Origin of the sequence: Ottowia sp. VDI28, from assembly GCF_049532675.1 — a bacterium.
GTDB lineage: Bacteria > Pseudomonadota > Gammaproteobacteria > Burkholderiales > Burkholderiaceae_C > Ottowia.
Window position 1 is genome coordinate 1,659,815 of record NZ_CP149820.1, and the last position, 26,308, is coordinate 1,686,122.

Here is a 26,308-nt window from a genome sequence, read left to right on the forward strand (position 1 = left end):
GCTCGGCGGTCCCAAGTGGGCTTAGCTGTGCGTGAAAGCGGCGGGGCGCTTGTTGACGAAGGCGTCCATGCCTTCTTTTTGGTCGTTGGTGGCGAACAGGGCATGGAACAGGCGGCGTTCGAACATCACGCCGTCGCTCAGGGTGCCTTCGAAGGCGCGGTTGACGCTTTCCTTCGCGGCCATCACCGCCAATTGGCCGTAGCCGCAGATCATGAGAGCGGCACCCAGGGTTTCTTCCATCAGCTTGTCGAGCGGCACGACGCGGCTGACCAGGCCGGAGCGCTCGGCTTCCTCGGCATTCATCATGCGGCCGGTGAGGGCCAGGTCCATGGCCTTGGCCTTGCCGACCGCGCGCGGCAGGCGTTGCGTGCCGCCAGCGCCGGGGATCACGCCCAGCTTGATTTCCGGTTGGCCGAACTTGGCGTTGTCGGCCGCAATGATGAAATCGCACATCATGGCGAGTTCGCAGCCACCGCCCAGGGCGAAGCCGCTCACGGCGGCGATGACAGGCTTGCGGATGGAGCGGATGGTTTCCCAGTCGCGCGTGATGTAGTCGTCCTTGTAGACGTCGGCAAAGCTGTAGGTGGCCATGGCGCCGATGTCGGCGCCGGCGGCAAAGGCCTTTTCACTGCCGGTGATGATCATGCAACCGATGGCCTGGTCGGCATCGAAGGCCTTGAGGGCCTGGCCCAGCTCCACCATCAATTGACCGTTCAGCGCATTGAGCTGCTTGGGGCGGTTCAGGGTGATGATGCCGACTTTCCCGCCTTCGGTGCGGACTTCGATGAATTCATAAGCCATGAAATTTCTCCTGCTTTTCTTGAAAGGGTGTTGTCGCGATGGCGCGCAGGGGCCACTATAACGAGCGTATTGACCTATTCAATTACCTAGTTAGCCGACCAATCGGTTGGTTAATGGTAAATTTACGCCTGAAGGAGACAAATCCATGACCAACGCGGAATCCTGCGTCCTGTACGAAACCGATGGCGCCGTCGCCATCCTGACCCTCAACCGCCCTCAGGCGCTCAACAGTTTTACCCGGCAGATGCACCGCGACCTGTGGGCCGCACTCGATCGGGTGGAGGCCGACAAGAACATCCGTGCCCTGGTGCTGACCGGCGCTGGCAGGGGTTTTTGCGCGGGAGCGGATCTGTCGGAGTTCGATTTTCGCGAAGGTGCTGACATCATGCACCGCGCTGATCCCGGTCCGGTGATCCAGGAAGCGTTCAACCCCACCACACGGCGCCTCGTGAATGTGCGCGTGCCCACCATCTGCGCGGTGAACGGCGTGGCCGCCGGGGCGGGCGCCTCAGTGGCGATGGCCTGCGATATCGCCATTGCGGCGCCGGGCGCCAGCTTCATCCAGGCTTTCAGCAAGATCGGCCTGGTGCCGGATAGCGGCGGGACCTGGCTGCTGCCGCAGCGCGTCGGGCTGGCGCGGGCCATGGCCCTGGCGTTCACGGGCGACAAACTCCCGGCGGCCGATGCCAAGGCCATGGGCATGATCTGGGATGTGCAGGAAGATGCCGTCGCGGCCGCCAAGGCCATGGCGCAGCGTCTCGCGGCCATGCCCACCAAGGCGCTGGTGGCCACGCGCCACCTGCTGCGCAACGCTCACACGCACAGCCTGGACGAGCAGCTCGATGCCGAGCGCGACATCCAGTCGCGCATGGGCTTCACGCACGATTACATCGAGGGCGTGACAGCCTTCCTGCAAAAGCGCACGCCGGAATTCAAGGGGGAATGATGACGCAGGCTTCCCTGACGCCTGAACAGGCGCGTGATCTGTCGCGCCGTGTGGGCGAAGCCATGTTCTCGGTGGACGTGGCTTCCAAGGACACCATGGGTATGGAGTTGCTGGCTTGCGAGCCAGGCCGCTCCATGATGCGCATGACCGTGCGCGCCCTTCACCTGAACGGCCACCAGATCTGCCACGGCGGCTTCATCTTCACTCTGGCTGATTCAACGTTCGCGTTTGCGTGCAACAGCCGCAATCACAACACCGTGGCGGCGGGCTGCTCGATCGAGTTTCTCAAACCTGCCTACGAGGGCGATGTGCTTACCTGCGAAGGCGTCGAGCAGGTGCAAAGCGGGCGGCACGGCATTTACGACATGCGCGTGACCAACCAGAAAGGCCAGACCGTGGCTCTTTTCCGGGGCAAGAGCGCGCAGATCCCGGGCACTGTCATTCCCACTGAAGAAGTTTCAACCTAAAGGCTAGAAAATGAAAAACTTCCCGCTCGAGCCGATAGAGAAGGCCAGCATTGATGAGTTGCGCGCCTTGCAACTGGAGCGGCTGCGCTGGTCGCTCAAGCATGCCTATGAGAACTCGCCGGTTTACAAAGCCAAGTTCGATGCGGCTGGTGTGCACCCTGACGATTGCAAGACGCTGGCCGACCTGGCCAAGTTTCCGTTCACCACCAAATCAGACCTGCGCGACAACTACCCCTTCGGTATGTTCGCCGTGCCGCGCGATCAGGTTGTGCGCGTTCATGCCAGCAGCGGCACTACGGGCAAGCCGACCGTGGTGGGCTATACGGCCAAGGACATCGATACGTGGGCCGGCGTGGTGGCGCGTTCCATCCGTGCCGGTGGCGCCCGCCCGGGCGACATGGTTCACGTGAGCTACGGTTACGGCCTTTTTACCGGCGGCATGGGGGCGCACTACGGTGCCGAGAAACTGGGCCTGACAGTGGTGCCGTTTGGCGGCGGCCAGACTGAAAAGCAAATTCAGCTCATTCAGGATTTCAAGCCGGACATCATCATGGTCACGCCCAGCTACATGCTGGCCATTGCCGATGAGATCGAACGCATGGGGCTGGATGCCAAATCCACATCTCTTCGCATCGGCATTTTTGGCGCCGAGCCGTGGACCAATGAAATGCGCTCTGCCCTTGAGGCGCGCATGAGTATCGACGCAGTGGATATTTATGGCCTTTCCGAAGTCATGGGGCCGGGCGTCGCCAGCGAATGCGTGGAGACCAAGGATGGCCCGACCATCTGGGAAGATCATTTCTATCCCGAGATCATCAACCCCGATACGGGTGAGCCGGTGGCGGATGGCGAGCAGGGTGAGCTTGTCTTCACCAGCCTCACGAAGGAGGCGCTGCCCATCATCCGTTACCGCACGCGGGATCTGACGCGCTTGCTGCCCGGCACGGCGCGGACTATGCGCCGCATGGAGAAAATCACCGGCCGCAGCGATGACATGATGATCATCCGCGGGGTCAATGTGTTTCCCACGCAGATCGAGGAACTGATCCTCAAGCGCCCCGAGCTGGCGCCGCACTACCAGTGCGTGCTCACCCGTGAAGGGCCGATGGACAACCTCAAGGTGGCCATTGAAACCGCGCCAGGTATCAGCCCAGAAAGCATCGAGGCTCGCGCCGCAGCCAAGCAGTTGCAGCACGAGATCAAGGTGTATGTAGGCAGTAGCGTGGAGATCGACCTGCGCGGCGAAGGCGGGATCGAGCGAAGCGTTGGCAAAGCGCGGCGCGTGGTAGATCTACGGAAAAAATAACTCTCTGCCTCAGAAGGCTGCGGAGCAACCCGCACGGGGCTGCCGCGGAGCGGGCTTGGCCCGGCCGCAGGCAGCGTCCCCCGGGGGAAGGCGCGCAAGCGCCTCAGGGGGATCATTTCTGTTCTATCGTCTCTACCATCAGATCCACGTAGGTGTCCGGACCGGACGTCAGCTTGATCCGCACGGGTAAATACTGCAGGCTGGGCGCGAACCAGATCTCCGCGGTGATCGGGCCGCGCGGCTTGGCCAAGGGGCGTGGCTTGAGGTGTACCGCAGGCACTGGGCCCAGCTTGGGCAGATACAGGGTGTCCTCGCCGACCATGTCGTAGGTCCACTCGTCCACGCCGCCGGGCCGCGCCAGCCAGAAATTAACCTGACCCCCCGGCTGCAGACGCACCTGGCCCGTGGCGAAGCGGTGCCCCAGTTCCACGAACTGGCTCGCGGCATCCTGTATGTCCTGCGGCCGTGGCACCCGCTCGCCGTTGTCCAGGCGGACATCTTCATCCAGGCGCACGCCGCGCCGTTTCTTGCGGATCTGCTCTTCATACACCTTGGGACGCAGGCCGCCCTCGGTAATCTCACCTTGGCTGGTGAAGCGCGAGGACAAAAGAATACCGACATCAAGCTGTATGACGGCCTGGTAGTTCGTGCCGTCACGCTGCCAGAGCACTTCGGCATCGCCGTGCAGCTCACCGCGGTAGTTGCCGCCCAAGCGGTAGCGCAGGCGGGTGTCGCTGGGCCAACTCGCCAGGAAGGCTGGTGTAGCGCCGCTGGCGGCACTGGCGGGCTGCGGGGCTGAAGACGCTTCAGATGCCGGGCTGGCCGGCGCCACTGAGGCGTCCGCTGTCCGTGTGGGGGATTCCGGCGCGGCAGGCGAGCCCTGATCTGGCGACGCGGAGTCGGACGGCTCGCCTGTCCGGGGCGCGGAGGATGTGTGGCTGGCCGGCTCTGCTGCGCTCGCGTCTTCCGCGGGTGCTTGCGCTACCTGCTCGTCTTGAGGCGTCTCGGGCGGCTCCGCCGCTGGCGGGGCGCTGGCGGGGCGTTTCGGGGTCTTTTTCTTGGGGGCGACTTTCGCTTTGCCAGGGGGCTTGGCGGCCGACGGGACGGCGGGCTCCGCCGAGGCGATGCGGACCGATGGCCTGACGGGGCTGGGTGCGGTATCAGCCGATGGAGGCGGTTGCTCGGTGGCTTGCGGTGTGATGGTGCGCGTATAGAAGGGTGTGGCGACGTCCTTGAGCAGGCTTGGCGGTTGCATCAGGAGCGACAGCCACGCCAGAGCCAGCAGGTGCAGCGCAAGGGTAATCAGAGTTGCAATGGCCCAGCCGCGCGCGGCTGCGCGGCGTGGGCCCGATGGCTTGGAGCTTCTCAGCGGCCGGGCCACGTGCGCGTGCTCGCCGGCGAGTCGCCGGCCGCGCTGGTTGACAGCCCTCGGGGCCGGGCTGAGCCTGATCCACCCCCAGAGGGAGGCAGGCCAGCTTGGGACGGCGCTGCGTTTTCCTGAGAGGGCAACAGGCGCCAGGTGGTGGCCCCGCTTGGGATGCCGAGCGGCAGGCGAAGCAGGCGTTTGTCACGTGCCACCAAGGCCGTGACCTGGCGGGCTTCACCTGCATACAGGGTCAGATCATCCAGGCGCGAAAGGCGCCAGCCGGAGGCAGGCACACCGCGCGTAGCGGGCAACTCCACGCCCAACCATTCGTCGCCAGCGGCCAAGCCGGCGGTAGCGGCGGCGCCGCCGGCCAGGACCACTTTGATGACCACGCTGCCGCTGTTTTCGCTCACCCGCAGGCCCAGTGCCTGGGCCAGTTGGGAGGGCTCATCCAGTAGTTTGACGCCCTGCGCCTGCAGCAGCTTTTTCAGTGGCAACTCGTTTGTGCCGTGCACCCATTCGGCCATTTCGCGATCGAAACGGCGCCCGCCCAGCTTGTTGAGAACAAAGGTGAAATCGCTTTCGGCCATGGGGCCACCTTGGCAGCGTTCCCACACGGCGCGCATCACATCATCGAGCGTGGTGCGGCCTTCGCCGCGCAGAGTGAGATCGAAGCACAGGGCCACCAGCGCACCTTTGGTGTAGTAGCTGATGGTGCTGTTGGCAGTGTTCTCGTCGGGCCGGTAGTATTTGATCCAGGCATCGAAGCTGGCCTCGGCCACCGATTGCGCATAGCGCCCTGGGGCCTGCTGCACCTGGTTGACGGTCTTGGTCAGCAGCTTGAAGTAGGCTGCATCGTCGATCAAGCCTGCACGGCGCAGCAGCAGATCGTCGTAATAGCTGGTGAAGCCTTCGAAGAACCACAGCAGCCGGGTGTAGTTTTCACGCGTGTAGTCGTAGCGCGCAAACTCCTTCGGGCGCAGGCGCTTGACGTTCCAGGTATGAAAGTATTCGTGGCTGATGAGGCCCAGGAGCGTGGTGTAGCCCTCATTGGTGCGCGCTTCTCCCTGGCGGGGCAGATCCCGCCGGGTGCAGATCAGCGCGGTGCTGGCGCGATGCTCCAGGCCACCGTAGCCGTCATCCACCGCGTTCAGCATGAACAGGTAGTGCTTGTGCGGGGCCTTGTTGGCGCCATGCCAGAAGCGGATCGCGGTTTCGCAGATTTTCTGGGCGTCGCGCAACAGCCGGGCGCTGTCGAATGTCGCGGGTGCGCCCGCCACCACGAAACGGTGCGGGACGCCACCGGCCGTGAAGCTGCCGCTCCAGAAAGTCCCCATTTCCACCGGGCTGTCGGCTAGTTCATCGTAGTTGGCGGCTGTATAGCGGCCAAAGCCGTCAGGGCCGGCGCGGCGGGGTGTGAGGGCGGTGGCCAGTTCCCAGTCAGGGGTGTCGTCCGGCTTTTTGACCGTAAGCGTGTGCGGCGAATCTTCCTGGCCGTGCACGCGCAGGCACAGGCTGGTGGGGTTGAAGAAACCGCGCTGGCTATCCAGCCATGCCGTACGGACTGAGTTGTCAAAGGCATAAACCTGATAGCGCAGCACCAGCGGGCGGTTAGGTTCGCAAACGATGTCCCAGGTGCATTTGTCGATCTGACGCACGGTGCAGGCGCTGCGCCCCTGGCGGGCGGCCAGCCCATGCAGGTGCCGGGAAAACTCGCGGACCAGGTAACTGCCTGGAATCCAGACGGGCAGTGAGACGCGCTGCACCGCAGCGGGCCGCGGCACGGTGAGCTCGATGACGTACTCGTGGCCGGCCAGGCTAGCTGCTGCGATGTCGTAGTGCGCTACTGCGGCCATGCCGGTCTTTTTCGGGGAGGTCTTTGTCTGAGAGGGCTTAGGCATAGCCCATAACCTTATCAGCTTGGGAGGAGCCCCCGGGCGCTGAAGCAGCGCATCAGCGCGTCAGCAGCTTCTCTACCTGCTGGGCGTTGATGGCGCCTGGCACACGGGTGCCATCGGCAAATACCAGAGTTGGGGTGCCGGTGATACGGTATTTCTTGGCCAGCTCCAGGTTGGCCGTGATCGCATCGGTATTGCAACTGGCGGCCTTGGGTACGGCAGCGTCATGCATCCAGTCGTTCCAGGCCTTGGCTTTATCCTTGGCGCACCAGATGTTGCGGGCTTTTTCCACCGAATCGGCACCCAGGATCGGGATCAGATAAACGCTGACCGTCACGTTGTCGACGTTCTGCATGTCTTTTTCAAAGCGCTTGCAGTAGCCGCAGTTGGGGTCTTCGAACACGGCCAGCTTGCGCTTGCCATTGCCGCGCACGATGGTGAAGGCATTCTTGGCCGGCAGATCCTTGAAATCGATCGCGGTGAGCTTTTCGATGCGCTCGTCGGTCAGGTTCCTCTTGTTGCGCGTGTCCAGCAGGCTGCCCTGGATCAGGTAGTTGCCCTCGGCGTCGGTGTAGAGCACCTCGTTGCCCACACGCACCTCGAACAGCCCCGGCATGGCCGTTTTGCTGATTTCATCGATCTGCGCCAGAGCGGGAATGCGCTCTGCCAGATTCTTGCGGATGGCGGCTTCCTGGGCGTGGGCCGCGAAAGGCAGCATCAGGGCCAGCGCGAGCGCCGCTGACAATTTTTGCAGTTTTTGTTGTGAGAGGATCATGACGAAAACGGGTGGTCGGGGGTGAATAAGGTACGAGGCGCTTGCGGGCCGGTAGTTCCCATGGCAAGCCGGGCAATGCGTGATTTCAGCGGTCCGCTGTGGTCGAATGCCGTCATGCCCCAGTTGCGCAGCGTGGTCACGAGGCCTTCCGAGCGGCCGAAAAGTTGTTGCAGCGCATCGGTCGCCAGGCTCATGCGCAGCCAATCGGCCTGGCGTGCCCGTTCGTAGCGGCGCAGCAGGCGCATGTCACCCGGGCTGCGCCAGGACTCCCGCTCTGCCAGCACCCGTGCCAATTCGCCCACATCGCCCAGGCCCACATTCAAGCCCTGGCCAGCCAGCGGGTGCATGGTGTGCGCGGCGTCGCCGGCCAAGGCAAAACTTTCGCCCGGCCGTCCAGGCATGGGTCCCACCCAGCGGGTAGCGTGCGCCAGCATCAGCGGCCAGGTGGCGCGCTCGGCGGCCATGGCCACCGCGCCCAGCGCGTGGTTGCTTGCTTCGGCCAGCTGCGCGGCAAAGGCGCCGGGCTCGCAGCCCATCAGCTCGCCTACGCGTTCCGTGCGCACCGCCCATACCACGGCCACCTGATTGCCATGCGCGCCGTCCAGCGGCAGGAACGCCAGGATTTCACCTGCAGGCGTGAACCATTGGCGGGCGACCTGGCCGTGCGCGTGTTCGCAATCGATCCGGGTGGCAATGGCTTGTTGCGGGTAGGGCGTGGTCGTGAATTCCACCCCCAGCTCGGCCCGGGTCTGGCTTGCCCGCCCTTCGCACACCACCGTCAGCGGGGCGGGTACGGGGGCCTGGACCTCCTCGATCGAGCTCTGGTAGCGCACGGCTTCGGCCAGCTTGGCCTCCAAGGCGGGCACATCCACGATCCAGTTCAACGCCGGCACGCCTTGCGCCGCGGCAGAAAATTGCACTTGGCCTTGGCCGTCGCCATGGACCTGCATTTCAAGCACGGGCGTGGCGGCTCTTTCGCCGGGCCAGCAGCGCAGCGATTCGAGCAGGGTGCGCGCGGCCGGACTGAGGGCGTAGGCGCGCACGTCACCATGGCCGCTGGCGGGATCGCGCGGAGGGGAAACCAGTGCCACCCGCAGCCGTTCACGCGCCAGAAGCAATGCCAGCGCGCGGCCCACGATGCCGGCGCCGCGGATGCAAATGTCGGGAGAAAGCGCCATAGGCACCCATTGTAGGCGGCGGGGGGCGGCAAAGCCTTCCTGGCCATTCGAGCAAAATACGCCACCATGGCCCATGCGGATGCCCGCGGGCCGTTCTCTGTTCTCCTCTGTTCTGAATTGATTGGCAGAAAAGATGTCTCAAGCTGATGTGCCTTCGGGCGATGTGCAGGCACGCATCGCGCGCCTTTTCGTGCACCCCGTGAAATCCTGCGGCAGAGTGGAGGTGCGCGAGGCGCTGGTGACTGAAACGGGCCTGGATCTCGATCGGGCGTGGATGGTGGTGGACAGCCAGGGTACCTTTCTGACGCAACGCCAGCTGCCGCGCATGGCCCTGATCCAGCCGCAGATCAAGGCGCTGGAAGTGGTGCTGCGCGCGCCCGGCATGCTGGCCTTGCATCTGGGGATCAACGAGGTCGAGTCGCCTGCGACCGTACGCGTGTGGAAAGACGAGGTGGCAGCCTGGGACATGGGCGATCTGGCCGGGCAGTGGTTCAGCGACTTCCTGGGGCAGCCGGGATTGCGGCTGGCGCGCTTCGATCCTGATATGCGGAGGCTGGCCTCCAAGCAATGGACGGGCGAGGTGGACGCTCCCATCGAGTTCGCGGATGGTTTTCCGCTGCTGGTGGCCAGCGAAGCTTCGTTGGGGGGCCTGAACGGGCGTTTGCAGGCCGCCGGCCATGAGGCCGTGGGTATCGAGCGCTTTCGCCCCAACATCGTGCTTTCAGGCGTGGAGGAGCACGACGAAGATCGCCTCGATGAGATTCGCATTGCCACCGGGGACGGTTTGGTGCGGGTGCGCCCCGTGAAGCCTTGCTCGCGATGCCCGATCCCGAACATCGATCCGGCCACAGCCGAATCCAGCCCCGAGGTGCTCGAAACGCTGCGGACCTATCGTGCCGACCCGCGCCTGGAAGGCGCACTCACCTTCGGCATGAACGGCATCGTGCTGGAAGGCGCAGGGCGCACGCTGCGCGTGGGTGATGCCGTGGGGGCGGATTTCCGGTTCGACTAGGAGCCAAGTCCGGCAGCCTCCAGGGTCCCATTAGTACAATCGGCAGCAGATCAGGACTTACACAAGGCTTTCTCATTCCCGCGCAGGCGGGAATCCAGTGCGGCCTTTCGACAACCCCCTGGATTTCCGCCCGCGCGGGAATGATGCAGGAGTAGGTTCTGCTGACAAGGAACTTCCATGAGCTTGCAATGCGGCATCGTGGGCCTGCCCAACGTGGGCAAGTCCACGCTTTTCAACGCGCTGACCAAGGCGGGCATCGCCGCCGAGAACTATCCCTTCTGCACCATCGAGCCGAACACGGGCGTGGTTGAAGTGCCTGATCCGCGCCTGGCGAAACTCGCCGAGATCGTGAAGCCTGAGCGCGTGCTGCCTGCGATTGTCGAATTTGTCGACATCGCGGGCCTGGTGGCAGGTGCCAGCAAGGGCGAAGGGCTGGGCAACCAGTTCCTGGCCCATATCCGCGAAACCGACGCCATCGTGAACGTGGTGCGCTGCTTCGAAGATCCGAACGTGATCCACGTCGCAGGCAAGGTGGATCCCATCGCGGATATCGAGGTCATCCAGACTGAGCTGTGCCTGGCTGACCTGGGTACCGTGGAAAAAGCGCATCAGCGCTACACCAAGGCGGCCAAGAGCGGTAACGACAAGGAAGCCACCGCCATGCTCAAGCTGCTGGGCCCCGTGCAGGCAGCGCTGAACGAAGGCAAGCCGGTGCGTACCCTGCAGCTCTCGAAAGAAGACCAGGCCGTACTCAAGCCCCTGTGCCTCATCACGGCCAAGCCGGCGATGTTCGTGGGCAACGTATCCGAGGACGGCTTCGAGAACAACCCGCTGCTTGATCGCTTGCAAGAATACGCGGCCACGCAGAATGCGCCCATGGTGGCCATCTGCGCCAAGATGGAAGCCGATATGGCCGACATGAACGACGAGGACAAGGCTTTGTTCCTGGCCGAGATGGGCCAGGAAGAGCCAGGCCTGAACCGCCTGATCCGTGCCGCCTTCAAGTTGCTGGGCTTGCAGACCTATTTCACCGCCGGCGTGAAGGAAGTCCGCGCCTGGACCATCCATATCGGCGACACCGCTCCGCAAGCCGCTGGCGTGATCCATGGCGATTTCGAGCGCGGCTTCATCCGTGCGCAGACCATCGCCTTTGACGACTACATCCAGTTCAAAGGCGAGCAGGGCGCCAAGGATTCGGGAAAGATGCGCAGTGAAGGCAAGGAATACATCGTCAAGGATGGGGATGTGATGAATTTCCTCTTCAACGTTTAAACGTGTGATCGACGTCTGAAGGCAATACTCACATCTATTCGCCTTGTTTCATGATGACCCTTGGCGGTCTTTGAAGCTAACGGGTTAGGTGAAAAAAAACGGCGCACCGTGTTTTTGCATGTGGCGCCGCTTTTCATGTTTCCCAAGAAAAGATTGAGTGAGATATGGGTGCTGTCCATGCCGGATATGTATTGATCCGGTGAAAACCTGCGACAAGCCTTTACCACCCCCACAGCAGGTTGCGGGAAACCCAGCCTTTCACACCCGTGTCGCGTTGAACCTTGACCCATCCCGAGCGCTTGTCTAACGTGGTGAGTACTTCGCCATATACAAGCTTGCCGGTGACTTTGCTGCGGGTCGTGGGTTGCGATCTGAGATTGGCCACATTGGCTTTGACGATGTGATGGGGTGATTTCACAGTCAATGACCTGAATACCCACCCTTTGTCATTTTCAAAATCACGAACCTGAAGCCAATTGCCTTTGCGGCTCAACACCTGCAGCGGGTAGCCTTTAACCAAAGCCCAATTCACATCGTGATTCGTCCCAGGCCCTGAGCGCATGTTGACTTCAGTCTTGGAAATGCTCACCATCTGCTGCGCAGACGCTGAGCCGGGAAAAGCTATTGAAGCGCTGAGGACAAGTGAAGCGAAGAAAGCTGGGGCGGTGATTTGATTCTTTGGCATATCCCTTCATGAAGGCCAATATGCTGCAAAGTTCCCCTTTATTTTCATTGTGTTTCAATTGTATTTGCGCAAAGGCCGTGGCCTCTATCAGTCTTAGCCTTTCCGAACACGCTTGACTCGCCAGACAGCTGCCATCAGCAGCATGCCCAGTAGCATCAACGCGGCATTTGATGTGGCAGGCACTGGCGTTGGGGCTGCGCCCGGCGTGATGGTGTCGGTGTCGCTGCTGCTGCAATCATCGCCCGTGCAATCGCCGCTGAGTGTGGCGGTGTTGGTGATGCTGCCGGTTGCATTGGCATTGACGGTGGCCGTCACTGTATAGCTGACGACGCCATCGACCTGTGCCACAGCGATGCCCGTACATCCTGTGGTCGTGCATGTGCCAGCCTGGCTGCCATTGCCGACGTTCTCGCTGACGATGCTGGTGACGTTCAGGTTTTCGGGGGTGTCTGTCCAACTCACGTTCGTGGCCGGGCCCGTACCTGTGTTCTCGATGGTCACCGTGTAGGTGACGGTATCGCCGGGCTTGACCACATTGATGGTGTTGGTCTTGATGATCTTCAGGGCCGGGACAAGTACCACCTCCGGTATCACCGGATCTCGATCAATTGACGTGCAGACGGCGTTCGGACTGTCGCTGTCGGGTGTGCCGTTCAGGCATCCGCCGCCATTGACTATGGCGGTATTGGCCGCTGTGGCTCCAGCGGCCGCCGTGACCGTAGCCGTCACCGCATAGCTGGCGCTGCTGCCGGTGGGCAATATGATGCCGGAGCAGCCAGTGAGGCTGCAGATGCCGGCGGCGCCGGGGGCGTGACGGCGCTGGTGGGTGTAATGGCCGTGATCGTCAAGCCGTCCGGCGTATCGGTCCATTGCAGGTTGCTGGCTTCACTCTCGCCGTTGTTGGTGAGCACTACGGTGTAGAGGATGCTGCTGCCCTGGGTGACTTCGTCGAGATGGTTGGTCTTGTGGACCGTGACGGATGCTGGTGGCGTCACGATGGGATCTTCGTCGGTACTTGTGCACACTGCGGTGGGCTGGGTCGCGGTGCCAGCGTTGCAGCCTCCGCCATTCACCGTGGCGGTGTTGCGGGCGATTGAGCCAGCGGCACCAGTGACGTTGGCGGTGACCTGATAGCTAAAGGTGCTGCCGGGGCTGATGGAGATGGAGGTGCAGCCTGTAAGGGTGCAGAGACCTGCGTTTTCAGGGTCGTCCGGAGTAGTCAGGCTGGTGATGCTGGTGATCGCCAATCCGAGCGGTGCATCTTGCCAACTGACCCCAGTGGCCATGGAGCCGCCGACGTTGGTGAGTGTGACGGTGTATACCACTCCGGTCTTGGCCGCTTCCAACTGCGTGAAGCCGTTGGTTTTGTTCACAACCAGCGACGCGGGTACGGTCACGGCTTCCTCGTTGTAGGCCACGAACGAGACGTCCGATTCACCACTCATCTTTTGGACGAAACGGGTAATTTGTCCCATGTTCAGGGCGGTGATGCCAAAGTCTGAAAGATGATAGGCCCGCATGCGCAAGTCGCGGTTGCCATTCAGGTTGGACTGCGCCGTATGGTTGGGGTTCCAGAATTGCCAGTTCTGCTTGCCTATCGCCGGCACGGCGTTGCCGGCGCCAGAGCCAAAGATGATTTGCACGGCATTGCCGACCATTTGGCCACTGTTGTCCGTGAAGTAGAACTCATCGAAGGTTTGGTTTGAAGGCTGTCCTACCTGAGTCACCAGAACATCCGGCACTGTGTCCGCGATCGCACTGGCATTGGCTACGGTAGCGAAATAGCGCAATTCGGTTTTGGGAATGTTGAACAGCGCAGTATTCAGATCGAGGCCGTGGTTGCCGTCGGAGAGATACGACGCCCGCGTTTTGGCGGGGTTGTAGGTGCCGGAAAGCGGAACCGCATTCAATCCTCCCACCGCAGGAACTTGGGATGGATCTGGATTGAAGGCGCGGAAGCTGGCAGGGGTAAACGATCCAGGCACCAAGGCGTCGTTCACACCAGTCGAATAGGTGGTTCCGAGCACGGTGAATGACAGTAAATCATTGGAGCCGTCGGCGATGACGCCCGACGTTGAACTCCAGCCGCCGCCATAGCTTCCAAAAACCGCCGAAATGTTGTCGGCGGCCAAGGCGGTGATGGAAGAACTCAGTAACGCTGCTGTCAGCAGGGGCCGTAGGCCGGGGAAGGGAGGGAGCGAGCGGAGAAGGGGAGATTTTGGAGCGTACGCAGGCATTCAACTTCACGATAGATGTAACCTATAGTGTCGTTTGCGTTGAATTTTTGTGTCAATTGCGGAACGGGTGACCGATGCCAACTAATTCACTAAAACAGCGAAGCGTTGAACGCGAATGCTGATTTGTGTGCATTTCGCCCGCAAGCGGCGCCCTGTGATGGCGCCTCCAAGTGTTGAGATGGTTTTCTCAATGGGCTAGGCAGATCGTCCGTTCCCGCGAACATCCGAGAAAACTTGCGCCCAATCCTCATTTGCGATGGGGAGCAAGTTCATGAACCGGAGCATCAAGGCGCCTTCCAGCGCGCATAGGCGCAGGATCTCCTGGCGGCCTTCCGGCGTCGCCGCCGAGAGATTCTGAAAAGTGGCGGCATACCATTTGCGCACGTATTCACGGCTTTCCGGCTCCAGGGCCATGGCCAGGGACAAGGCGGCGATTCGCTGGTTGACCATGGATTCGGCCGAAACGACCGCGTCCACGTAGGCGTTTACCGGGGAGGCGCCAGCCCCCCTGGACGCGCTGAACCTCTCTTCGTACCCCGCATCCAGGTGTGCATAAAGCGCGCTCAGGAGTTCTTCCTTCGAGCCGAAAGCACCCTGCACCCCCTTGCTCACGCCGGCGGCCTTGGCGATGGCGTCGAACGACAAGGCGCCGGCGCCGCGCGTCACGATGATCTGCTCGGCCGCCTCGAGCAGGCGCGCTTTGTCTATGGATGGTTTTCTTCCCATGCCAGCGTTCCAGGCAATAAAAATACGATTGTATTAAAATACGATCGTATTTTAATTTAATGGACAAAAGGTACGGTATGGAGTTCAAGCGTCGCTGGTTGACCTTGGCTATTGTTTCGGTGGCTCTCTTTTTGGTCGTGATCGACATGACGGTGCTCTACACGGCACTTCCCAGCCTGGCTCAGGCATTGCAGACCACTGCTTCCGAGAAGCTGTGGATTCTCAATGCCTACTCGCTGGTCATGGCGGGCCTGATGCCCGTGCTTGGCGCCTTGGGAGACCGATGGGGGCATCGCCGGGTCTTCATCTTCGGCATGGTCACGTTCGGCATGGCTTCCACGGCGGCGGCATTCGCGCCCAGCCCGGAAGTGCTGATTGCCGCGCGGGCGTTGCTGGCCGTGGGAGGGGCCGCGATGATGCCGGCCACCATCGCCATCATCCGCGTGAGTTTCCAGGATGCCAAGGAACTGGCCCTGGCCATCGGCATCTGGGCCGCGATTGCCTCGGGCGGGGCCGCGGTAGGCCCACTGCTGGGCGGCGCCTTGCTGGAGCATTTCTGGTGGGGCTCTGTTTTCCTGATCAACGTGCCTATCATTGCCGCCGCCACGCTTCTTGCATGGCTGTATGTGCCTGCCAAGGCCGGGAATCCGGACATCACCATTGATCTGCGGAGCTGCCTGCAAAGCATGGTCGGCATCATTGCCCTCGCGTACGGTATCAAGGAGTTTGCCAAGCCGGAGGGCAGCGCTGCGGTGGCATGGGTGGCGTTTGTGCTTGGCGCTTGCGCGCTTTACCTGTTTGCCCGGAGGCAACTGCGCATCCCCCGGCCGTTGATCGATCTGCGCCTGTTGGCCGAGACGCCCGTCGCCATGGGCATGCTGGTGGCGTTGATCGTTTCCATGACGCTGATCGGATTCGAGCTGGTGCTCAGCCAGCGTCTTCAACTCGTGATCGGCAAAAGCCCCCTGGAAGCAGGCGCTTATGTACTGCCAATTTCCCTGGGCTCGTTTTTTGCCGGGCCGTTGGCAGGCGCCTTGATCGGCCGGGTAGGAAGCGTGCGCGTCATCGTGGGCGGCTTGGCGCTGACGTTCCTGGGGATTCTGGGTTATCTCCTCCTGCGGGACGGCAGTACCTTGTCTCAACTGGCAGCTTTGTCTGTATGCGGCATAGGCATAGGGGCCAGCCTGACAGCTTCGAGTACCTTGGTCATGAGCAATGTGCCGGAAGACCGCGCGGGCATGGCGGGTTCCGCCGAGGGAGTGGCCTATGAGTTTGGTGGAGGGTTCGGTGTCACGATCTTCGGTTCCATCATGACGGCGGTCTATGCATCCTCCATGCACAAGGATGGTTTTGCTGGTAAGGCGGGGAGCAGCCTGGACGAGGCTTACATGTACGTGCAGAACCATCCGGAAGCATCCAGCATGCTGGACAGCGCCTTGCACGCCTTTGAGGCCTCATTCGCGCGGGTGAGCCTCTCGGTGGCCGCGATTCTTTTGGGGCTGACGTTCGTGGTTTTCTTCATGGGAGCGAAAGCAAGAAGCCGGTCATGAGGCGTCTTCCGGGCCGTTTCGGTAATCGGAAGCATGTTGACAGCCCAAGCGTCCGTTCCCATAATTCTTTTATAGAAATGATTGTTCTTATATAAGAATAATGGGCGCGCCCCCCTTGTACGATCATCCCTCAAGCCCATCGGGTGTTCTTGAAAATTTTTTGTTTATTTTCATACTTATTTGTATGCATGAATAAAGTATTATTGATAACCTTTATGGGGTGCGAATCAGCGTTCGTGGATGCCTCCGGCGAGGCATGAGGCATTTTCAAAAGAAGGAAAGGAGACAACTGGCATGGAGTTCGATTTCAAAGGCGCTTCGGTGTTTGTCGCAGGCGGCACCAGCGGCATCAATCTGGGGATCGCCGAGAGTTACGCCCGCGCTGGTGCCAAGGTGGCGGTGATGAGCCGCAACGCTGACCGGGTGGCTGGCGCGGTGAAGCAACTCCAGGCTCATGGCGGGCAGGTGCTGGGGACCGTTGGCGACGTGCGCGATCAGGCGCAGGTGCGTCTTGCGATGCAGCAAGCCCATGCGGCACATGGCGACTTCGATGTGCTGGTTTCCGGCGCTGCCGGGAATTTCCTGTGCCCTGCGCAGGATCTGTCGTCCAACGGATTCAAAGTGGTGGTCGATATCGACCTGATAGGCACGTTTCACGTCATGCGAACAGGCTTTGATTTCGCGCGCAAGCCAGGGGCGTCTTTCATCAACATCTCCGCGCCGCAGTCGGCCTTTCCCTCGGCCATGCAGGTGCATGTCTGCGCCGCCAAGGCGGGGCTGGATCAGGTCATGCGCGTGCTTGCGCTGGAGTGGGGGGAGCATGGCATCCGCGTCAACTCGATCTCACCCGGCCCGATAGAAAATACCGGTGGCATCAACAAGCTGGTGGATGCCAAGAAGATGTCCGATATCAAGCAGCGGATCCCCATGCGGCGCATGGGCACGACGGAGGATATCGGGCACATGGCGCTCTTCCTGGGTTCGCCCATGGCCAGTTACATTACCGGCGCATATATTCCTGTCGATGGCGGGATTGCATTGCTGGGCGGACGCAGCTATGCAGGAGATCCCGTGGCAACCCCTCGTGAAGATGCCCGGCAGGGGGCGAATGCATGAGTACGGCTGCGGTTCTTGCCGAAGTGTCCAACGGCGTGGCTTGCTGGACTCTCAACCGCCCAGCCGAACGCAATCCGTTTTCCGCCGAGATCAAGCAAGCGCTGCTGAAACTGGCGCAGGAGTTTGTGGCGGACGAGCGGCAAAAGGTGGTGATCATTACTGGCGCGGGAGAGTTTTTCAGTGCGGGCGGTGATCTGCGCGTGGTGGGCAGCGACCCCTCACCGCTCAATACCCGGCGGATCATCTCGGTGACGCATGCGTTTCTGCGTCTGCTGCACAGTTGCGAGAAGCCCGTTATCACGGCGGTCAATGGCGGCGCGGTCGGTGCCGGGGTCGGTCTGGCCATGTCGGGCGACATCGTTCTGGCTTCTGACCGCGCTTGGTTCATGTCCGGCTTTCCACGAATTGGCGCCGTTCCCGATGCGGGGCTGATGTATTACCTGACACGCGCGGTCGGGCTGCCCAAGGCGCGCGATTTCCTGTTGACCAACCGCCGTATCGACGCCGCTGGCGCTGACGCCAGCGGCATGGTCAGCCGTGTAGTGCCGCACGATGAGCTGATGGCGCAGGCGAGGGCGCTGGCGCGCGAATTGGCGGAAGGCCCGACAGCCGCGACGGCCCTGACCAAGGCTATGCTGGCTCAAACACTCCACGACAGCTTCGACAGCCACCTGCTGCGCGAAGATCTGGCGCAGGCGGTGGCTTTCAGTACAAACGATCTGGCCGAAGGCGTGGCCGCTCTCAAGGAGAAGCGCCGCCCCCGCTTTCAGGGGAGGTGAGCATGCGGCTTGCGGCGCGGCTTTATGGCGAGACTTCGGCGCGTCCGCGATCCAGCACGATCACATCGCGCTCGGGCACGCGGCAGCGGAACGAGAAGCGTCCGGCGCCTTCGCGGAAGATCTCGACGGCCAGTGTTTCGCCTGGGAATACCGGTTTGGAAAAGCGCAGCGACAGCGATTTCAGGCGCACAGGATCGTTGCCGGCACACTCCTGGAGAATGGCGCGTGTCGCAAAGCCGAGCGAGCACAGGCCATGAAGGATCGGGGCGGGAAAGCCTCCCTTGGAAGCTGCCGCCGGATCGGCGTGGATGGGGTTGTAGTCGCCGCTTAATCTGTATATCAACGCTTGCTGAGGCAGCGTGGGAAAGCTGGCGGACAGGTCCGGGGCGCGCTCAGGCAGCGGCTCGGGCTGTGGGGGGACGTCGCCAAAGCCGCCTTGACCGCCATCGCCGCGCAGGAACAGCACAGTTCCCAGCGTCGCAATGAGATCACCCGACTGCACATCGTAGAGCCTCTTGGTTTGGTAGACCTTGGCGCCCTTGTCCGCGCCCAGATCCTGCACGGCATCGATCCGGAACTCGCCCCGAATCAGACCTTCGACAGGAACGGGCCGATGGATCTGGAAGCTTTGCTCTCCATGCAGCAAGCGCAGCCAGTCAATGCCGAGTTCCGGCTCGCGCGCCCAGAAGCCCGGATGCGCGATCACGTTGACGATCGAGGGAACAGCTTGCAGGCCTTCTTCATACACAAACTTGAGCTGCGCCGCATTCAGCGGATCGGAGCCATAGCCCAGCCCCAGCGCATAGAGCATGGTGTCGCGGCGCGTCAGATGGTGTTCAACCGGCGCAAACTGACGCTGCTGAATGGCTTCGAGATTCATTGCTGTTTCCTGTGATGCTTGAAATTTCGCCGAAGGGGCTTCTCAACAAGGTATCTGGAACACCAGCATGCAAGTGCGTGTGCCGGTGTGGCATCAATAAGGATGTGCCTTCAGATATCGACTTGAAAACATATCATAGTTGAGCATTTGGTATCCTTGCAAACTAATTTGCGAGCCCGCACCGGATATGCCGTTGTCTTGGCGGGAAGCGCCCGTACTTCTGGCGCTTGCAGTCAGGCGCAGCCGCGCACCCAGCGTGCGTACAGGCGCGACAGGATGGCGCTCATGCTGGCTGTGCGGGCTTCCAGGTTATTGGAGGCGTCCGCGGGATCGCTCACCGCAGGGTTGCCCAGGGCAAACTGGCGCTTGAGTTGTTCTCCGTTGCGCTGGAGGGAGAGTGCCACGAGTTCGGGTGTCATTTCCAGATGGGATTGCAGCAGCAGATGGCGGCCACGCAACACGAAGGCCTGGTTGGCGCAGTGCGCGCTAGAGGCAATCTGCTGCGACCCGGGCGGCGGCTGGAACGTGTCTCCGTGCCATTGAAACGTCTGTACCTGACGCGCCGCGAATTCACCCCACCACTCGTGGGAGAGTTCGCTGGTTCCCGTTTGCAGCGGCTGCCAGCCGATCTCGGGGGCCGTATGCCGCGCAACGCTGCCGCCAAGGGCCAGCGCTACCAACTGGCTGCCCAGGCAATGCCCCGCGACTGGCAGACCTCGCGCGTCCGCATCGCGAATGAGCGCAAGCTCAAGCGGGATCCAGGGCAGATCGTCATGTACGCCCATGTAGCCGCCCATGAAGACGAGGCCGCCGAAGGCCTCAGCGCTCTCGGGCACGGGCTCGCCGTCGACGATGCGGACTACGCGTACCGTGCGGCCGAGCGATTCCAGAATCGGGACCACAGTGCCGGGGGCTCCAACCTCTGTGTGCTGAAAAACCGCAATGGGCTTCATCGCTATGCGGCCTCCCTGAGCTCAACGCCCAGCAATTTGTCCAGCAGCACGCCATTGCGGGCCAGGTCGGCACTGGGGCCGGCATGCACCACGGTGCCGCGTTCAAGGACGATGGCCTGGTGGGTCATTTCCAGCGCGAGCACGGGATGTTGCTCCACCACGATCGATGCAAGGCCTTCATTTTCGCAAAGGCGCCGGATCGAGCGGGCCAGCTCTTCGACGATGATGGGGGCAAGGCCTTCCATCGGTTCGTCGAGCAGCAACAGGGCTGGGTTGGTCATGAGCGCACGGCCGATGGCCAGCATCTGCTGTTCGCCGCCAGACAGCTGGTTGCCATAGTTGCCGCGCCGTTCGCGAAGGCGCGGGAAAAAGCCGTATACCCGCTCAAGATTCCACGGGCCCGGCTGCATGACGACCGTGAGGTTCTCCTCCACGGTGAGCGAAGGGAAGACCTCGCGTTCCTGGGGGACCCAGCCGAGGCCCGCGCGCACGCGCTGATGCGGGGCCCAGCGGGTGATGTCCTTGCCGCGCCAACGGATCGCGCCGCTCATGACGCGGGTATTGCCCATGAGTGTTTCGAGCAAGGTCGTCTTGCCCACGCCGTTGCGTCCGAGAATGGCCAGGCTCTGGCCTTCTGCGATCGAGAACTGCAGGCGGTCCAGCACCACCGCGTTTCCGTAGCCCGCCGTGACGGTGTCGAAGGCGAGCTGTTCAGACATGTGGCGCCTCCGTGTGCGTGCCGATGTGCTTGCTGCCCAGGTAGACCTCGCGTACCCGGGGATCCTGGCCGATCTCGGCGGGGGTGCCCTCTGTGAGGATGCGGCCGGCCACCAGGACGGAAATGCGCCGTGAAAATCGGAAGACGAGGTTCATGTCGTGTTCGATGAAAAGGACGCTGATGTCCTGTGGAAGTTCTGCGATGGCTTCGAAGAGTTCGCCGCTTTCGTCTTCAGGCACGCCAGCAGCGGGCTCATCCAGGAGCAGGATGCGGGGGCGGGCGGCCAAGGCCAGCGCGATCTCGAGCAGGCGCTGTTTGCCATAGGCCAACTGAGCCACTGGCACATTGGCCAGATCGTCGAGGCGCAAACGCGCCAGGAGCGCGTGCGCTTCATCGAAGACATGCGTGCACCGCTTCAAGGGGCGCCACCAGGTGGCCCCCAGCCCTTCGCGCTCGCTGATGGCCAGGACGGCCGAAAGCAGAGGCGTCAGGGTGGGGAACAGCGTGTTGATCTGAAAGGTGCGCACCACGCCCAGGCGGGCACGCTGGTCGCAGGTGGCGGCCGTGATGTCCTGATCGCCCAGGCGCACCGAGCCGGTGGTGGGCCGGTAGACCCCCGTGAGCAGGTTGATGAGCGTTGTCTTGCCGGCCCCGTTGGGGCCGATCAAGGCTTGGCGGGCCCCTGGCTCCAGAGTCAGGTTCACGTTCGCCACGGCATGGAAGGCGCCGAAGCTGATGCCCAGATCCTGCGTTTGCAATGCGTGCGCGCGGCTCATCGTGTGGGCTCCTCGATCCGGACGCGGCGGGAAAGCGCGCCCATGATGCCGCCCCGCCCCAGCATGACTGCGGCGATCAGGAAGATGCCGAGCCAGAACATCCAGTATTGCGGGTTCATGTCGGCGAACCAGTCATGCACCAGCATGTAGACGAGCGCGCCTATCAGGCCACCATACAGCCGCCCTGTTCCGCCAAGCACCAGAACGATCAGCACTTCGGCGGAGCGGTTGAAGCTGATGGATTCGATGCCGACGAATTGTGTGGTCTGCGCCAGCAGCGCACCGGCAACGCCGGCCACCGCGGCCGAGAAGGCATAGGCCATGCGCAGGCGCGACTCGACCGGCGAGCCGATGGCCAGCATGCGCTTGCGGCTGTCATGGATGCCGCGCAGCGCCAAGCCGAAGGGGAGCGCAGCACCAGGCGCACCAGCAGGAACATGAGCAGCACGACCACGAAGGAGTAGATGAAGGCGGTCTTGCCGAACAGGTCGAACTCGAACAGGCCCAGCACAGGTGACACCATCATGCCTTGCAGGCCATCGGTGCCCCCCGTGATACCGGAGAGCCGGTTGACCAGCTCGGCCAGCAGCACGCAGACGCCGATGGTGATCATCAACCGCGTGAGATCCGCGCCGCGGACCACCAGGTAGCTGAGCACATAGCCAAGCGCGGCGCAGACGAGCAGGGCCGCGAGCAGGCCGCTGATGGGCTCGCCCCAGCCGTGCTTGGCGAGCAAGCCCGCTGTATAGGCGCCGGCACCGAAGAAGGCGGCGTGGCCGACGGTAAGAATGCCGGCATAGCCCAGAGCCATGTCCAGCGACACCGCGAACAGGCCGAAGATCAGGATCTGGCTCATCAACGTGAGCTGATTGGGCAGCAGAAAGAAGCTGCTGGCCAATGCGAGCCAGAAGACGATTTCGGCCGCGCGCAGCCTTTGCGGTGTGAGCGTCAAGGTATTTTTCATCACAACCCAGAGGGAGAAGGGGGCATAGGCAAAAGGCCGCGGAGCAGGCCATGCGCAGGCACCCGCGGAGCTGGCTCTGCCAGGCCACTGGGTGCGTCCCCCTGTGGGGGAGGGCGCGTAAGCGACTCAGGGGGAGATTTCACTTCAGACCTTTCCGGGGGACGATGCCGTTCGGCCTGAGCAGCAGCATGACGATCATGAACACGTAGATGAGAAAGGCGCCGGCTTCAGGGAAATAGTATTTTCCGGCCACGTCCACGATGCCCACCAGCAGCGCGGCGATGAAAGGACCCACGATGGTGCCCGCGCCGCCGACGCACACCACGATCAGGAAGTAGACGAGATACTTCAGCGGAAAGCTGGGCTCCAGGCCCAGCACACCCAGGCTCAAGGCGCCACCCAAGCCTGCGAGGCCGCAGCCCAATGAAAAAGTCAGGAAGAACAGGCGCTGCACATGGATGCCCGTGCCGCCCGCCACGCGCTGGTTGTCCACCGAGGCGCGCACCATGGCGCCATAGCGCGTCTTGCCCAGCACGAGCAGCAGTCCCGTGAGCACCAGCACGCCGGCCACGATGAGGAACAGGCGATAGCGGCCGACGGAAAGCGAGCCGATGGTCAACTGACCTTCCAGGTAGGAAGGCAGCGAGAACGGTTGCATCGACGGGCCGAAGCCCCAGGTGAAGGCCGCGATGGAGACGAACACCAGCCCGATGGACAGCAATACCTGATCCAGGGGGTGGGCGCGGTACAGGCGCCGGTAGAGAGTGAACTCCAGCAGAGCGCCGATCAGCGCTGCCGCGGCGAAAGAGGCCGCCAGGGACGGGAAGAAACCCAGCCCCATCCGGCTCATGAGGATGCTGGCAGCATAGCCGCCGACCATGGCAAAACTGCCATGCGCGAGGTTGACGAAGTTCATCAACCCCATCGTGATGGACAACCCCACCCCGATCAGGAACAGGAGCATCCCGTAGGCGACTCCGTCGAAGATAACGATTCCCATAAAGCGTTGTGCAGGTGCCCTGAGCGAAGGCGCGCGAGCGCCTTCGGCATCACGGGGTTACTGGCCTTCTTTGGCCGGATCCTTGACGCGCTCGAACTTGTCGAATTCCGTGTTGACCAGCTTGCCGCCGACCTTCTCGGTCTTGCGGATGTAGACCGTCTGCACGATGTCGCGCGTGGCGGCGTCGATCTCGATCGGGCCGCGCGGGCTCTCGAAGGCCATGCCCTTGAGCGCTTGCATGACCTTGTCGCCCGAGACATCGCCTTTGGTCTTGGTGAGCGCCTGATCAATGGCCGCCATGGCATCGTAGGCGGTCACGGCGAAGTAGTTCGGGCGCAGCGAAGTGCCGAATTGCGCCTCGAAGTCTTTCACGAATTTCTGGTTCTTGGCGCTGGGGTGCGCATAGGAGTAGTGGTGGCTGGTGACCAGGCCGAGGGCCACATCGCCCGTGGCTTCCATGAAGCTGTCATCAGTGGCTTCGCCGGTCGCGAAGAGCTTGATGCCGGCTTCTTCCATGCCGCGTTCCTTCCAGACCTTGAGGAAGGCCGGAGGCATGACACCCGAGGGGAAGAAGAAGAACACGGCTTGGGGCTTGGCGTCCTTGATGCGTTGCACGTAGGCGGAGAAGTCGGGGTTGTTCATGGGCGTGCGCACTCCGCCGACCACCTTGCCGCCGCCGGCCGTGAAGGCCTTCTTGAACGCGGTTTCCGCATCCTGGCCTGACGCGTAGTCGGCGACCACCGTATAGGCTTCCTTCACACCTTGCTTGAGCATGTAGCGCGCCATCGGATCCGTGACCTGCTGCACCGTGAAAGACAGGCGGGCGATGTAGGGCGAGCTGGTCGTGATCGCGGAGGAGGCTGCGTTCATCACGATAGTAGGAATCTTGGCCTGGGTGGCAATTGCGCCAACGGCATAGGCGTTAGGGCTGAAATCGAGGCCCGTAAGCACGTTGACCTTGTCACGCACGATCAACTCCTGAGCGATGCGCTTGGCGGCATCGGGCGCGGGCCCCGCGGTGTCTTTCTTGATGATCTCGACCGGACGGCCCGCGACCTTGCCCCCGTGTTCCTTCAGGTACAGCGCGATGCCGGCGTCGAACTGGCGGCCGTAGTCGGCATAGGGGCCGGAATAGGTGGCGATCAATCCGATCCGCACCGCGTTCTGCGCGAAGGCCGGTGCCTGTGCGGTGGCGCAGGCCAGAATGGCTGCGCCCAGCAATGTTCTCTTGGTCATCTTCATCGGGGAACTCCTGGGGTTGGCCGGCGAACCGGCGAAAATGGTTATGGAGGCGGGTGATGTTGGGGCCGCTGAAATTGCCGGCTTACCCTTGAAAAGTCTTGAGGTCGACCGATTCGTCCTGTAACTGCCGTGGATCGATCCGCACGCGTTTGGCGATCAGCTTCCGGCTCAGCATATGTTCGGCCGGCCGGTTGACGGAGTGCGAGGCCGCGATCGTGCCATCGCGCAAGTAGAACAGGCTGAACCGGTCTGTCTGCCTGTCGCCGCGCATGACCACCTCATCGCCAGGCATTGGGAGCCCGGCCATCTGCAGTTTGAGATTGTGCTGGTCGCTCCAGAACCAGGGCACGCCTTCGAAGGGTTGGGGTTCGCCTGCCAAGGCGCTTGCCGCGGCGCGCGCGCCGTCGTTGGCCGCCTGGATGGATTCCAGCCGCATGCGCCCAGGTCCTCCGGGGACCGCGGGCAGTTCGGCATTGGCGACGTCGCCAATGGCAAGCACGTTCGGCGCGTTGGTACGGCCCAGCGCATCGGTGAGGATGCCGTTGTCGCACGCGATGCCTGCTTGTTGGGCGAGCTCCACATTGGGCTGTACACCAATGCCCAGTACGGCCATGTCGCAATCGATCCGGCGGCCGTCGTCCAGTTCGACATGGGTGATTTGGCCGTTGCTGCCGGCGAGGGCACGCACGCCGTGGCCGAGCAAGAGCTCCACGCCGCGCTGGCGGTGCGCTTCGGCAAGATAGTCCGACATCAGCGGAGGAAAACTGCGCGCGAGCAGCCGCGGCTGGCTTTCCACGACGGTCACGGCGGCGCCCCGCGCGGCCAGCGCGGAGGCGACTTCCAACCCGATGAATCCGCCACCGATCACACAGGCCCGCTTGGCACTGGACAGCGCATCCGATACGCGCAGCGCGTCTTCGAGCGTACGGAGGTTGAAGACGCCGCCCAGCTCACTGCCGGGCACAGGCAAGGACCTGCAGCGCGCGCCGGTGGCCAGCGCGAGCGAGCCGTATTTCAAGGTGCTGCCGTCGTCCAGCGCCAGGGTTTGCGCACCGGGATCGAGCGCGATGGCACGGCGTCCCAGGCGAAGATCAATGCCCTGGCTCTCGAAGAAGTCAGCTCCTCGCAGAGGCAGCGCGTCCAGGGAGGTTTTTCCCGTCAGCACGCCCTTGGAAAGGGGAGGGCGCTGATAGGGTGCATGCCGTTCCTCGCCCAGCAGGACGATCGGGGCGTCGAAGCCCAGGTCCCGGAGACTGGCCGCCAATTGCGTGCCGGCGTAGGACGCACCGACGATGACGAGCGCGGAGGCGGATGCAGGATGGGCGCTCATCAGACCTGCCTTTCGGGGATGCGCACCGTCAGACCGTCGAGCTCGGGTGTGACGACGATCTGGCAGCTGAGGCGGCTGCCCGGCTGGCGGTCGGACGCCACGCCGTCGAGCAGCTCGTTCTCCATGTCGTCGGGAGGAGGCAACTGGCTCATGAAAGTGTCTTCGACATAGACGTGGCAGGTGGCGCAGGAGCAGCACCCGCCGCACTCGGCTTCGATGCCGCGCACGTTGTGGTGGATGGCGGTTTCCATCACGCTGGCGCCGGCTTTTGCGTCGATGCTGCGCGTGCTGCCGTCCTTGAGGATGTAGTGGATCGTGGGCATGGTGGCGG

General features: G+C 62.6%; 25 protein-coding genes and 1 pseudogene. 8 read left to right on the plus strand and 18 right to left on the minus strand.

The features are described from left to right. Positions 1 to 21: 21 nt before the first annotated feature. A complete protein-coding gene (locus WJU18_RS07815) occupies positions 22 to 801 on the minus strand; it encodes an enoyl-CoA hydratase (RefSeq protein ID WP_423459536.1) in 780 nt (259 codons plus the stop codon). Positions 802 to 946: 145 nt separating this feature from the next. On the opposite strand from WJU18_RS07815, the gene WJU18_RS07820 reads away from it, so the two are divergent. Genes WJU18_RS07820 through paaK form a run of 3 tightly spaced genes read left to right on the plus strand, consistent with a single transcriptional unit; the run spans position 947 to position 3,520 of the window. Then, a complete protein-coding gene (locus WJU18_RS07820; RefSeq protein WP_423459537.1) occupies positions 947 to 1,747 on the plus strand; it encodes an enoyl-CoA hydratase-related protein in 801 nt (266 codons plus the stop codon). Then, the gene (paaI, locus tag WJU18_RS07825; protein WP_423460961.1) at positions 1,747 to 2,214 is read left to right on the plus strand and encodes a hydroxyphenylacetyl-CoA thioesterase PaaI; all 468 of its coding nucleotides are present in this window, start codon (positions 1,747 to 1,749) and stop codon (positions 2,212 to 2,214) included. The genes WJU18_RS07820 and paaI overlap by 1 nt, the downstream gene beginning before the upstream one ends. 10 nt (positions 2,215 to 2,224) lie before the next feature. Then, entirely contained in the window at positions 2,225 to 3,520 is a 1,296-nt protein-coding gene (gene paaK / locus WJU18_RS07830; protein WP_423459538.1) for a phenylacetate--CoA ligase PaaK, read from the plus strand. Between the two features lie 112 nt (positions 3,521 to 3,632). Here paaK and WJU18_RS07835 read toward each other — a convergent pair whose 3' ends face one another. From WJU18_RS07835 to WJU18_RS07850, 4 genes are read right to left on the minus strand one after another with little or no spacing between them, the layout of a single operon-like run. Then, the gene (locus WJU18_RS07835; protein ID WP_423459539.1) at positions 3,633 to 4,901 is read right to left on the minus strand and encodes a DUF3108 domain-containing protein; all 1,269 of its coding nucleotides are present in this window, start codon (positions 4,899 to 4,901) and stop codon (positions 3,633 to 3,635) included. Beyond that, a complete protein-coding gene (locus WJU18_RS07840) occupies positions 4,886 to 6,787 on the minus strand; it encodes a M61 family metallopeptidase (RefSeq protein ID WP_423459540.1) in 1,902 nt (633 codons plus the stop codon). The genes WJU18_RS07835 and WJU18_RS07840 overlap by 16 nt, the downstream gene beginning before the upstream one ends. 52 nt (positions 6,788 to 6,839) lie before the next feature. Then, positions 6,840 to 7,559: a DsbC family protein gene (locus WJU18_RS07845; RefSeq protein ID WP_423459541.1), complete on the minus strand. Its 720-nt coding sequence runs from the start codon at positions 7,557 to 7,559 to the stop codon at positions 6,840 to 6,842. Continuing rightward, positions 7,556 to 8,737 (minus strand): FAD-dependent monooxygenase, encoded by a 1,182-nt coding sequence (locus tag WJU18_RS07850; protein ID WP_423459542.1) that lies wholly within the window; start codon positions 8,735 to 8,737, stop codon positions 7,556 to 7,558. Before WJU18_RS07850 ends, WJU18_RS07845 begins: the two co-directional genes overlap by 4 nt. A gap of 133 nt (positions 8,738 to 8,870) precedes the next feature. Here WJU18_RS07850 and WJU18_RS07855 point away from each other — a divergent pair, with 133 nt between their 5' ends. After that, positions 8,871 to 9,749, plus strand: a complete 879-nt coding sequence (locus tag WJU18_RS07855; RefSeq protein ID WP_423459543.1) for an MOSC domain-containing protein — start codon at positions 8,871 to 8,873, stop codon at positions 9,747 to 9,749. A 177-nt stretch (positions 9,750 to 9,926) separates the two neighbouring features. Further along, positions 9,927 to 11,021, plus strand: coding sequence for a redox-regulated ATPase YchF (gene ychF / locus WJU18_RS07860; RefSeq protein ID WP_423459544.1), 1,095 nt, complete (start codon positions 9,927 to 9,929; stop codon positions 11,019 to 11,021). 220 nt (positions 11,022 to 11,241) lie between these two features. Here ychF and WJU18_RS07865 read toward each other — a convergent pair whose 3' ends face one another. The 4 genes from WJU18_RS07865 to WJU18_RS07880 form a co-directional block, all read right to left on the minus strand. Further along, entirely contained in the window at positions 11,242 to 11,706 is a 465-nt protein-coding gene (locus WJU18_RS07865; RefSeq protein WP_423459545.1) for an SH3 domain-containing protein, read from the minus strand. 93 nt (positions 11,707 to 11,799) lie between these two features. Continuing rightward, a complete protein-coding gene (locus WJU18_RS07870; RefSeq protein ID WP_423459546.1) occupies positions 11,800 to 12,465 on the minus strand; it encodes a hypothetical protein in 666 nt (221 codons plus the stop codon). After that, a complete protein-coding gene (locus WJU18_RS07875) occupies positions 12,432 to 13,838 on the minus strand; it encodes a hypothetical protein (RefSeq protein ID WP_423459547.1) in 1,407 nt (468 codons plus the stop codon). The genes WJU18_RS07870 and WJU18_RS07875 overlap by 34 nt, the downstream gene beginning before the upstream one ends. Before the next feature lie 300 nt (positions 13,839 to 14,138). Beyond that, the gene (locus tag WJU18_RS07880; RefSeq protein ID WP_423459548.1) at positions 14,139 to 14,669 is read right to left on the minus strand and encodes a TetR family transcriptional regulator; all 531 of its coding nucleotides are present in this window, start codon (positions 14,667 to 14,669) and stop codon (positions 14,139 to 14,141) included. A gap of 77 nt (positions 14,670 to 14,746) precedes the next feature. Between WJU18_RS07880 and WJU18_RS07885 the strand changes: the two genes are divergently transcribed. The 3 genes from WJU18_RS07885 (at position 14,747) to WJU18_RS07895 (ending at position 18,114) form a co-directional block, all read left to right on the plus strand. After that, positions 14,747 to 16,219, plus strand: a complete 1,473-nt coding sequence (locus tag WJU18_RS07885) for an MFS transporter (protein ID WP_423459549.1) — start codon at positions 14,747 to 14,749, stop codon at positions 16,217 to 16,219. Between the two features lie 294 nt (positions 16,220 to 16,513). Further along, positions 16,514 to 17,335 carry an SDR family oxidoreductase gene (locus WJU18_RS07890; RefSeq protein ID WP_423459550.1) on the plus strand — a complete coding sequence of 274 codons (822 nt, stop codon included), beginning with the start codon at positions 16,514 to 16,516 and terminating at the stop codon, positions 17,333 to 17,335. After that, positions 17,332 to 18,114 (plus strand): enoyl-CoA hydratase/isomerase family protein, encoded by a 783-nt coding sequence (locus WJU18_RS07895; protein WP_423459551.1) that lies wholly within the window; start codon positions 17,332 to 17,334, stop codon positions 18,112 to 18,114. The genes WJU18_RS07890 and WJU18_RS07895 overlap by 4 nt, the downstream gene beginning before the upstream one ends. A 22-nt stretch (positions 18,115 to 18,136) precedes the next feature. On the opposite strand, the gene WJU18_RS07900 is transcribed toward WJU18_RS07895, so the two are convergent. From WJU18_RS07900 to WJU18_RS07940, 9 genes and pseudogenes are all read right to left on the minus strand, one after another. Continuing rightward, the gene (locus WJU18_RS07900; RefSeq protein WP_423459552.1) at positions 18,137 to 18,994 is read right to left on the minus strand and encodes a MaoC/PaaZ C-terminal domain-containing protein; all 858 of its coding nucleotides are present in this window, start codon (positions 18,992 to 18,994) and stop codon (positions 18,137 to 18,139) included. Positions 18,995 to 19,227: 233 nt separating this feature from the next. Next, entirely contained in the window at positions 19,228 to 19,896 is a 669-nt protein-coding gene (locus WJU18_RS07905) for a type 1 glutamine amidotransferase (RefSeq protein ID WP_423459553.1), read from the minus strand. A 53-nt stretch (positions 19,897 to 19,949) separates the two neighbouring features. Further along, complete coding sequence (locus tag WJU18_RS07910; protein ID WP_423459554.1) at positions 19,950 to 20,666, minus strand: ABC transporter ATP-binding protein; 717 nt, start codon at positions 20,664 to 20,666, stop codon at positions 19,950 to 19,952. Beyond that, the gene (locus tag WJU18_RS07915) at positions 20,659 to 21,441 is read right to left on the minus strand and encodes an ABC transporter ATP-binding protein (RefSeq protein ID WP_423459555.1); all 783 of its coding nucleotides are present in this window, start codon (positions 21,439 to 21,441) and stop codon (positions 20,659 to 20,661) included. Before WJU18_RS07915 ends, WJU18_RS07910 begins: the two co-directional genes overlap by 8 nt. Further along, a pseudogene (locus tag WJU18_RS07920) lies at positions 21,438 to 22,405 on the minus strand (branched-chain amino acid ABC transporter permease). Before WJU18_RS07920 ends, WJU18_RS07915 begins: the two are co-directional and overlap by 4 nt. Positions 22,406 to 22,544: 139 nt before the next feature. Next, positions 22,545 to 23,405, minus strand: a complete 861-nt coding sequence (locus WJU18_RS07925) for a branched-chain amino acid ABC transporter permease (protein ID WP_423459556.1) — start codon at positions 23,403 to 23,405, stop codon at positions 22,545 to 22,547. A gap of 57 nt (positions 23,406 to 23,462) precedes the next feature. Then, positions 23,463 to 24,647, minus strand: a complete 1,185-nt coding sequence (locus WJU18_RS07930) for an ABC transporter substrate-binding protein (protein ID WP_423459557.1) — start codon at positions 24,645 to 24,647, stop codon at positions 23,463 to 23,465. A gap of 82 nt (positions 24,648 to 24,729) precedes the next feature. After that, positions 24,730 to 25,977: an NAD(P)/FAD-dependent oxidoreductase gene (locus WJU18_RS07935; RefSeq protein ID WP_423459558.1), complete on the minus strand. Its 1,248-nt coding sequence runs from the start codon at positions 25,975 to 25,977 to the stop codon at positions 24,730 to 24,732. Then, positions 25,977 to 26,300: a 2Fe-2S iron-sulfur cluster-binding protein gene (locus WJU18_RS07940; protein ID WP_423459559.1), complete on the minus strand. Its 324-nt coding sequence runs from the start codon at positions 26,298 to 26,300 to the stop codon at positions 25,977 to 25,979. The genes WJU18_RS07935 and WJU18_RS07940 overlap by 1 nt, the downstream gene beginning before the upstream one ends. Positions 26,301 to 26,308 lie beyond the last annotated feature (8 nt).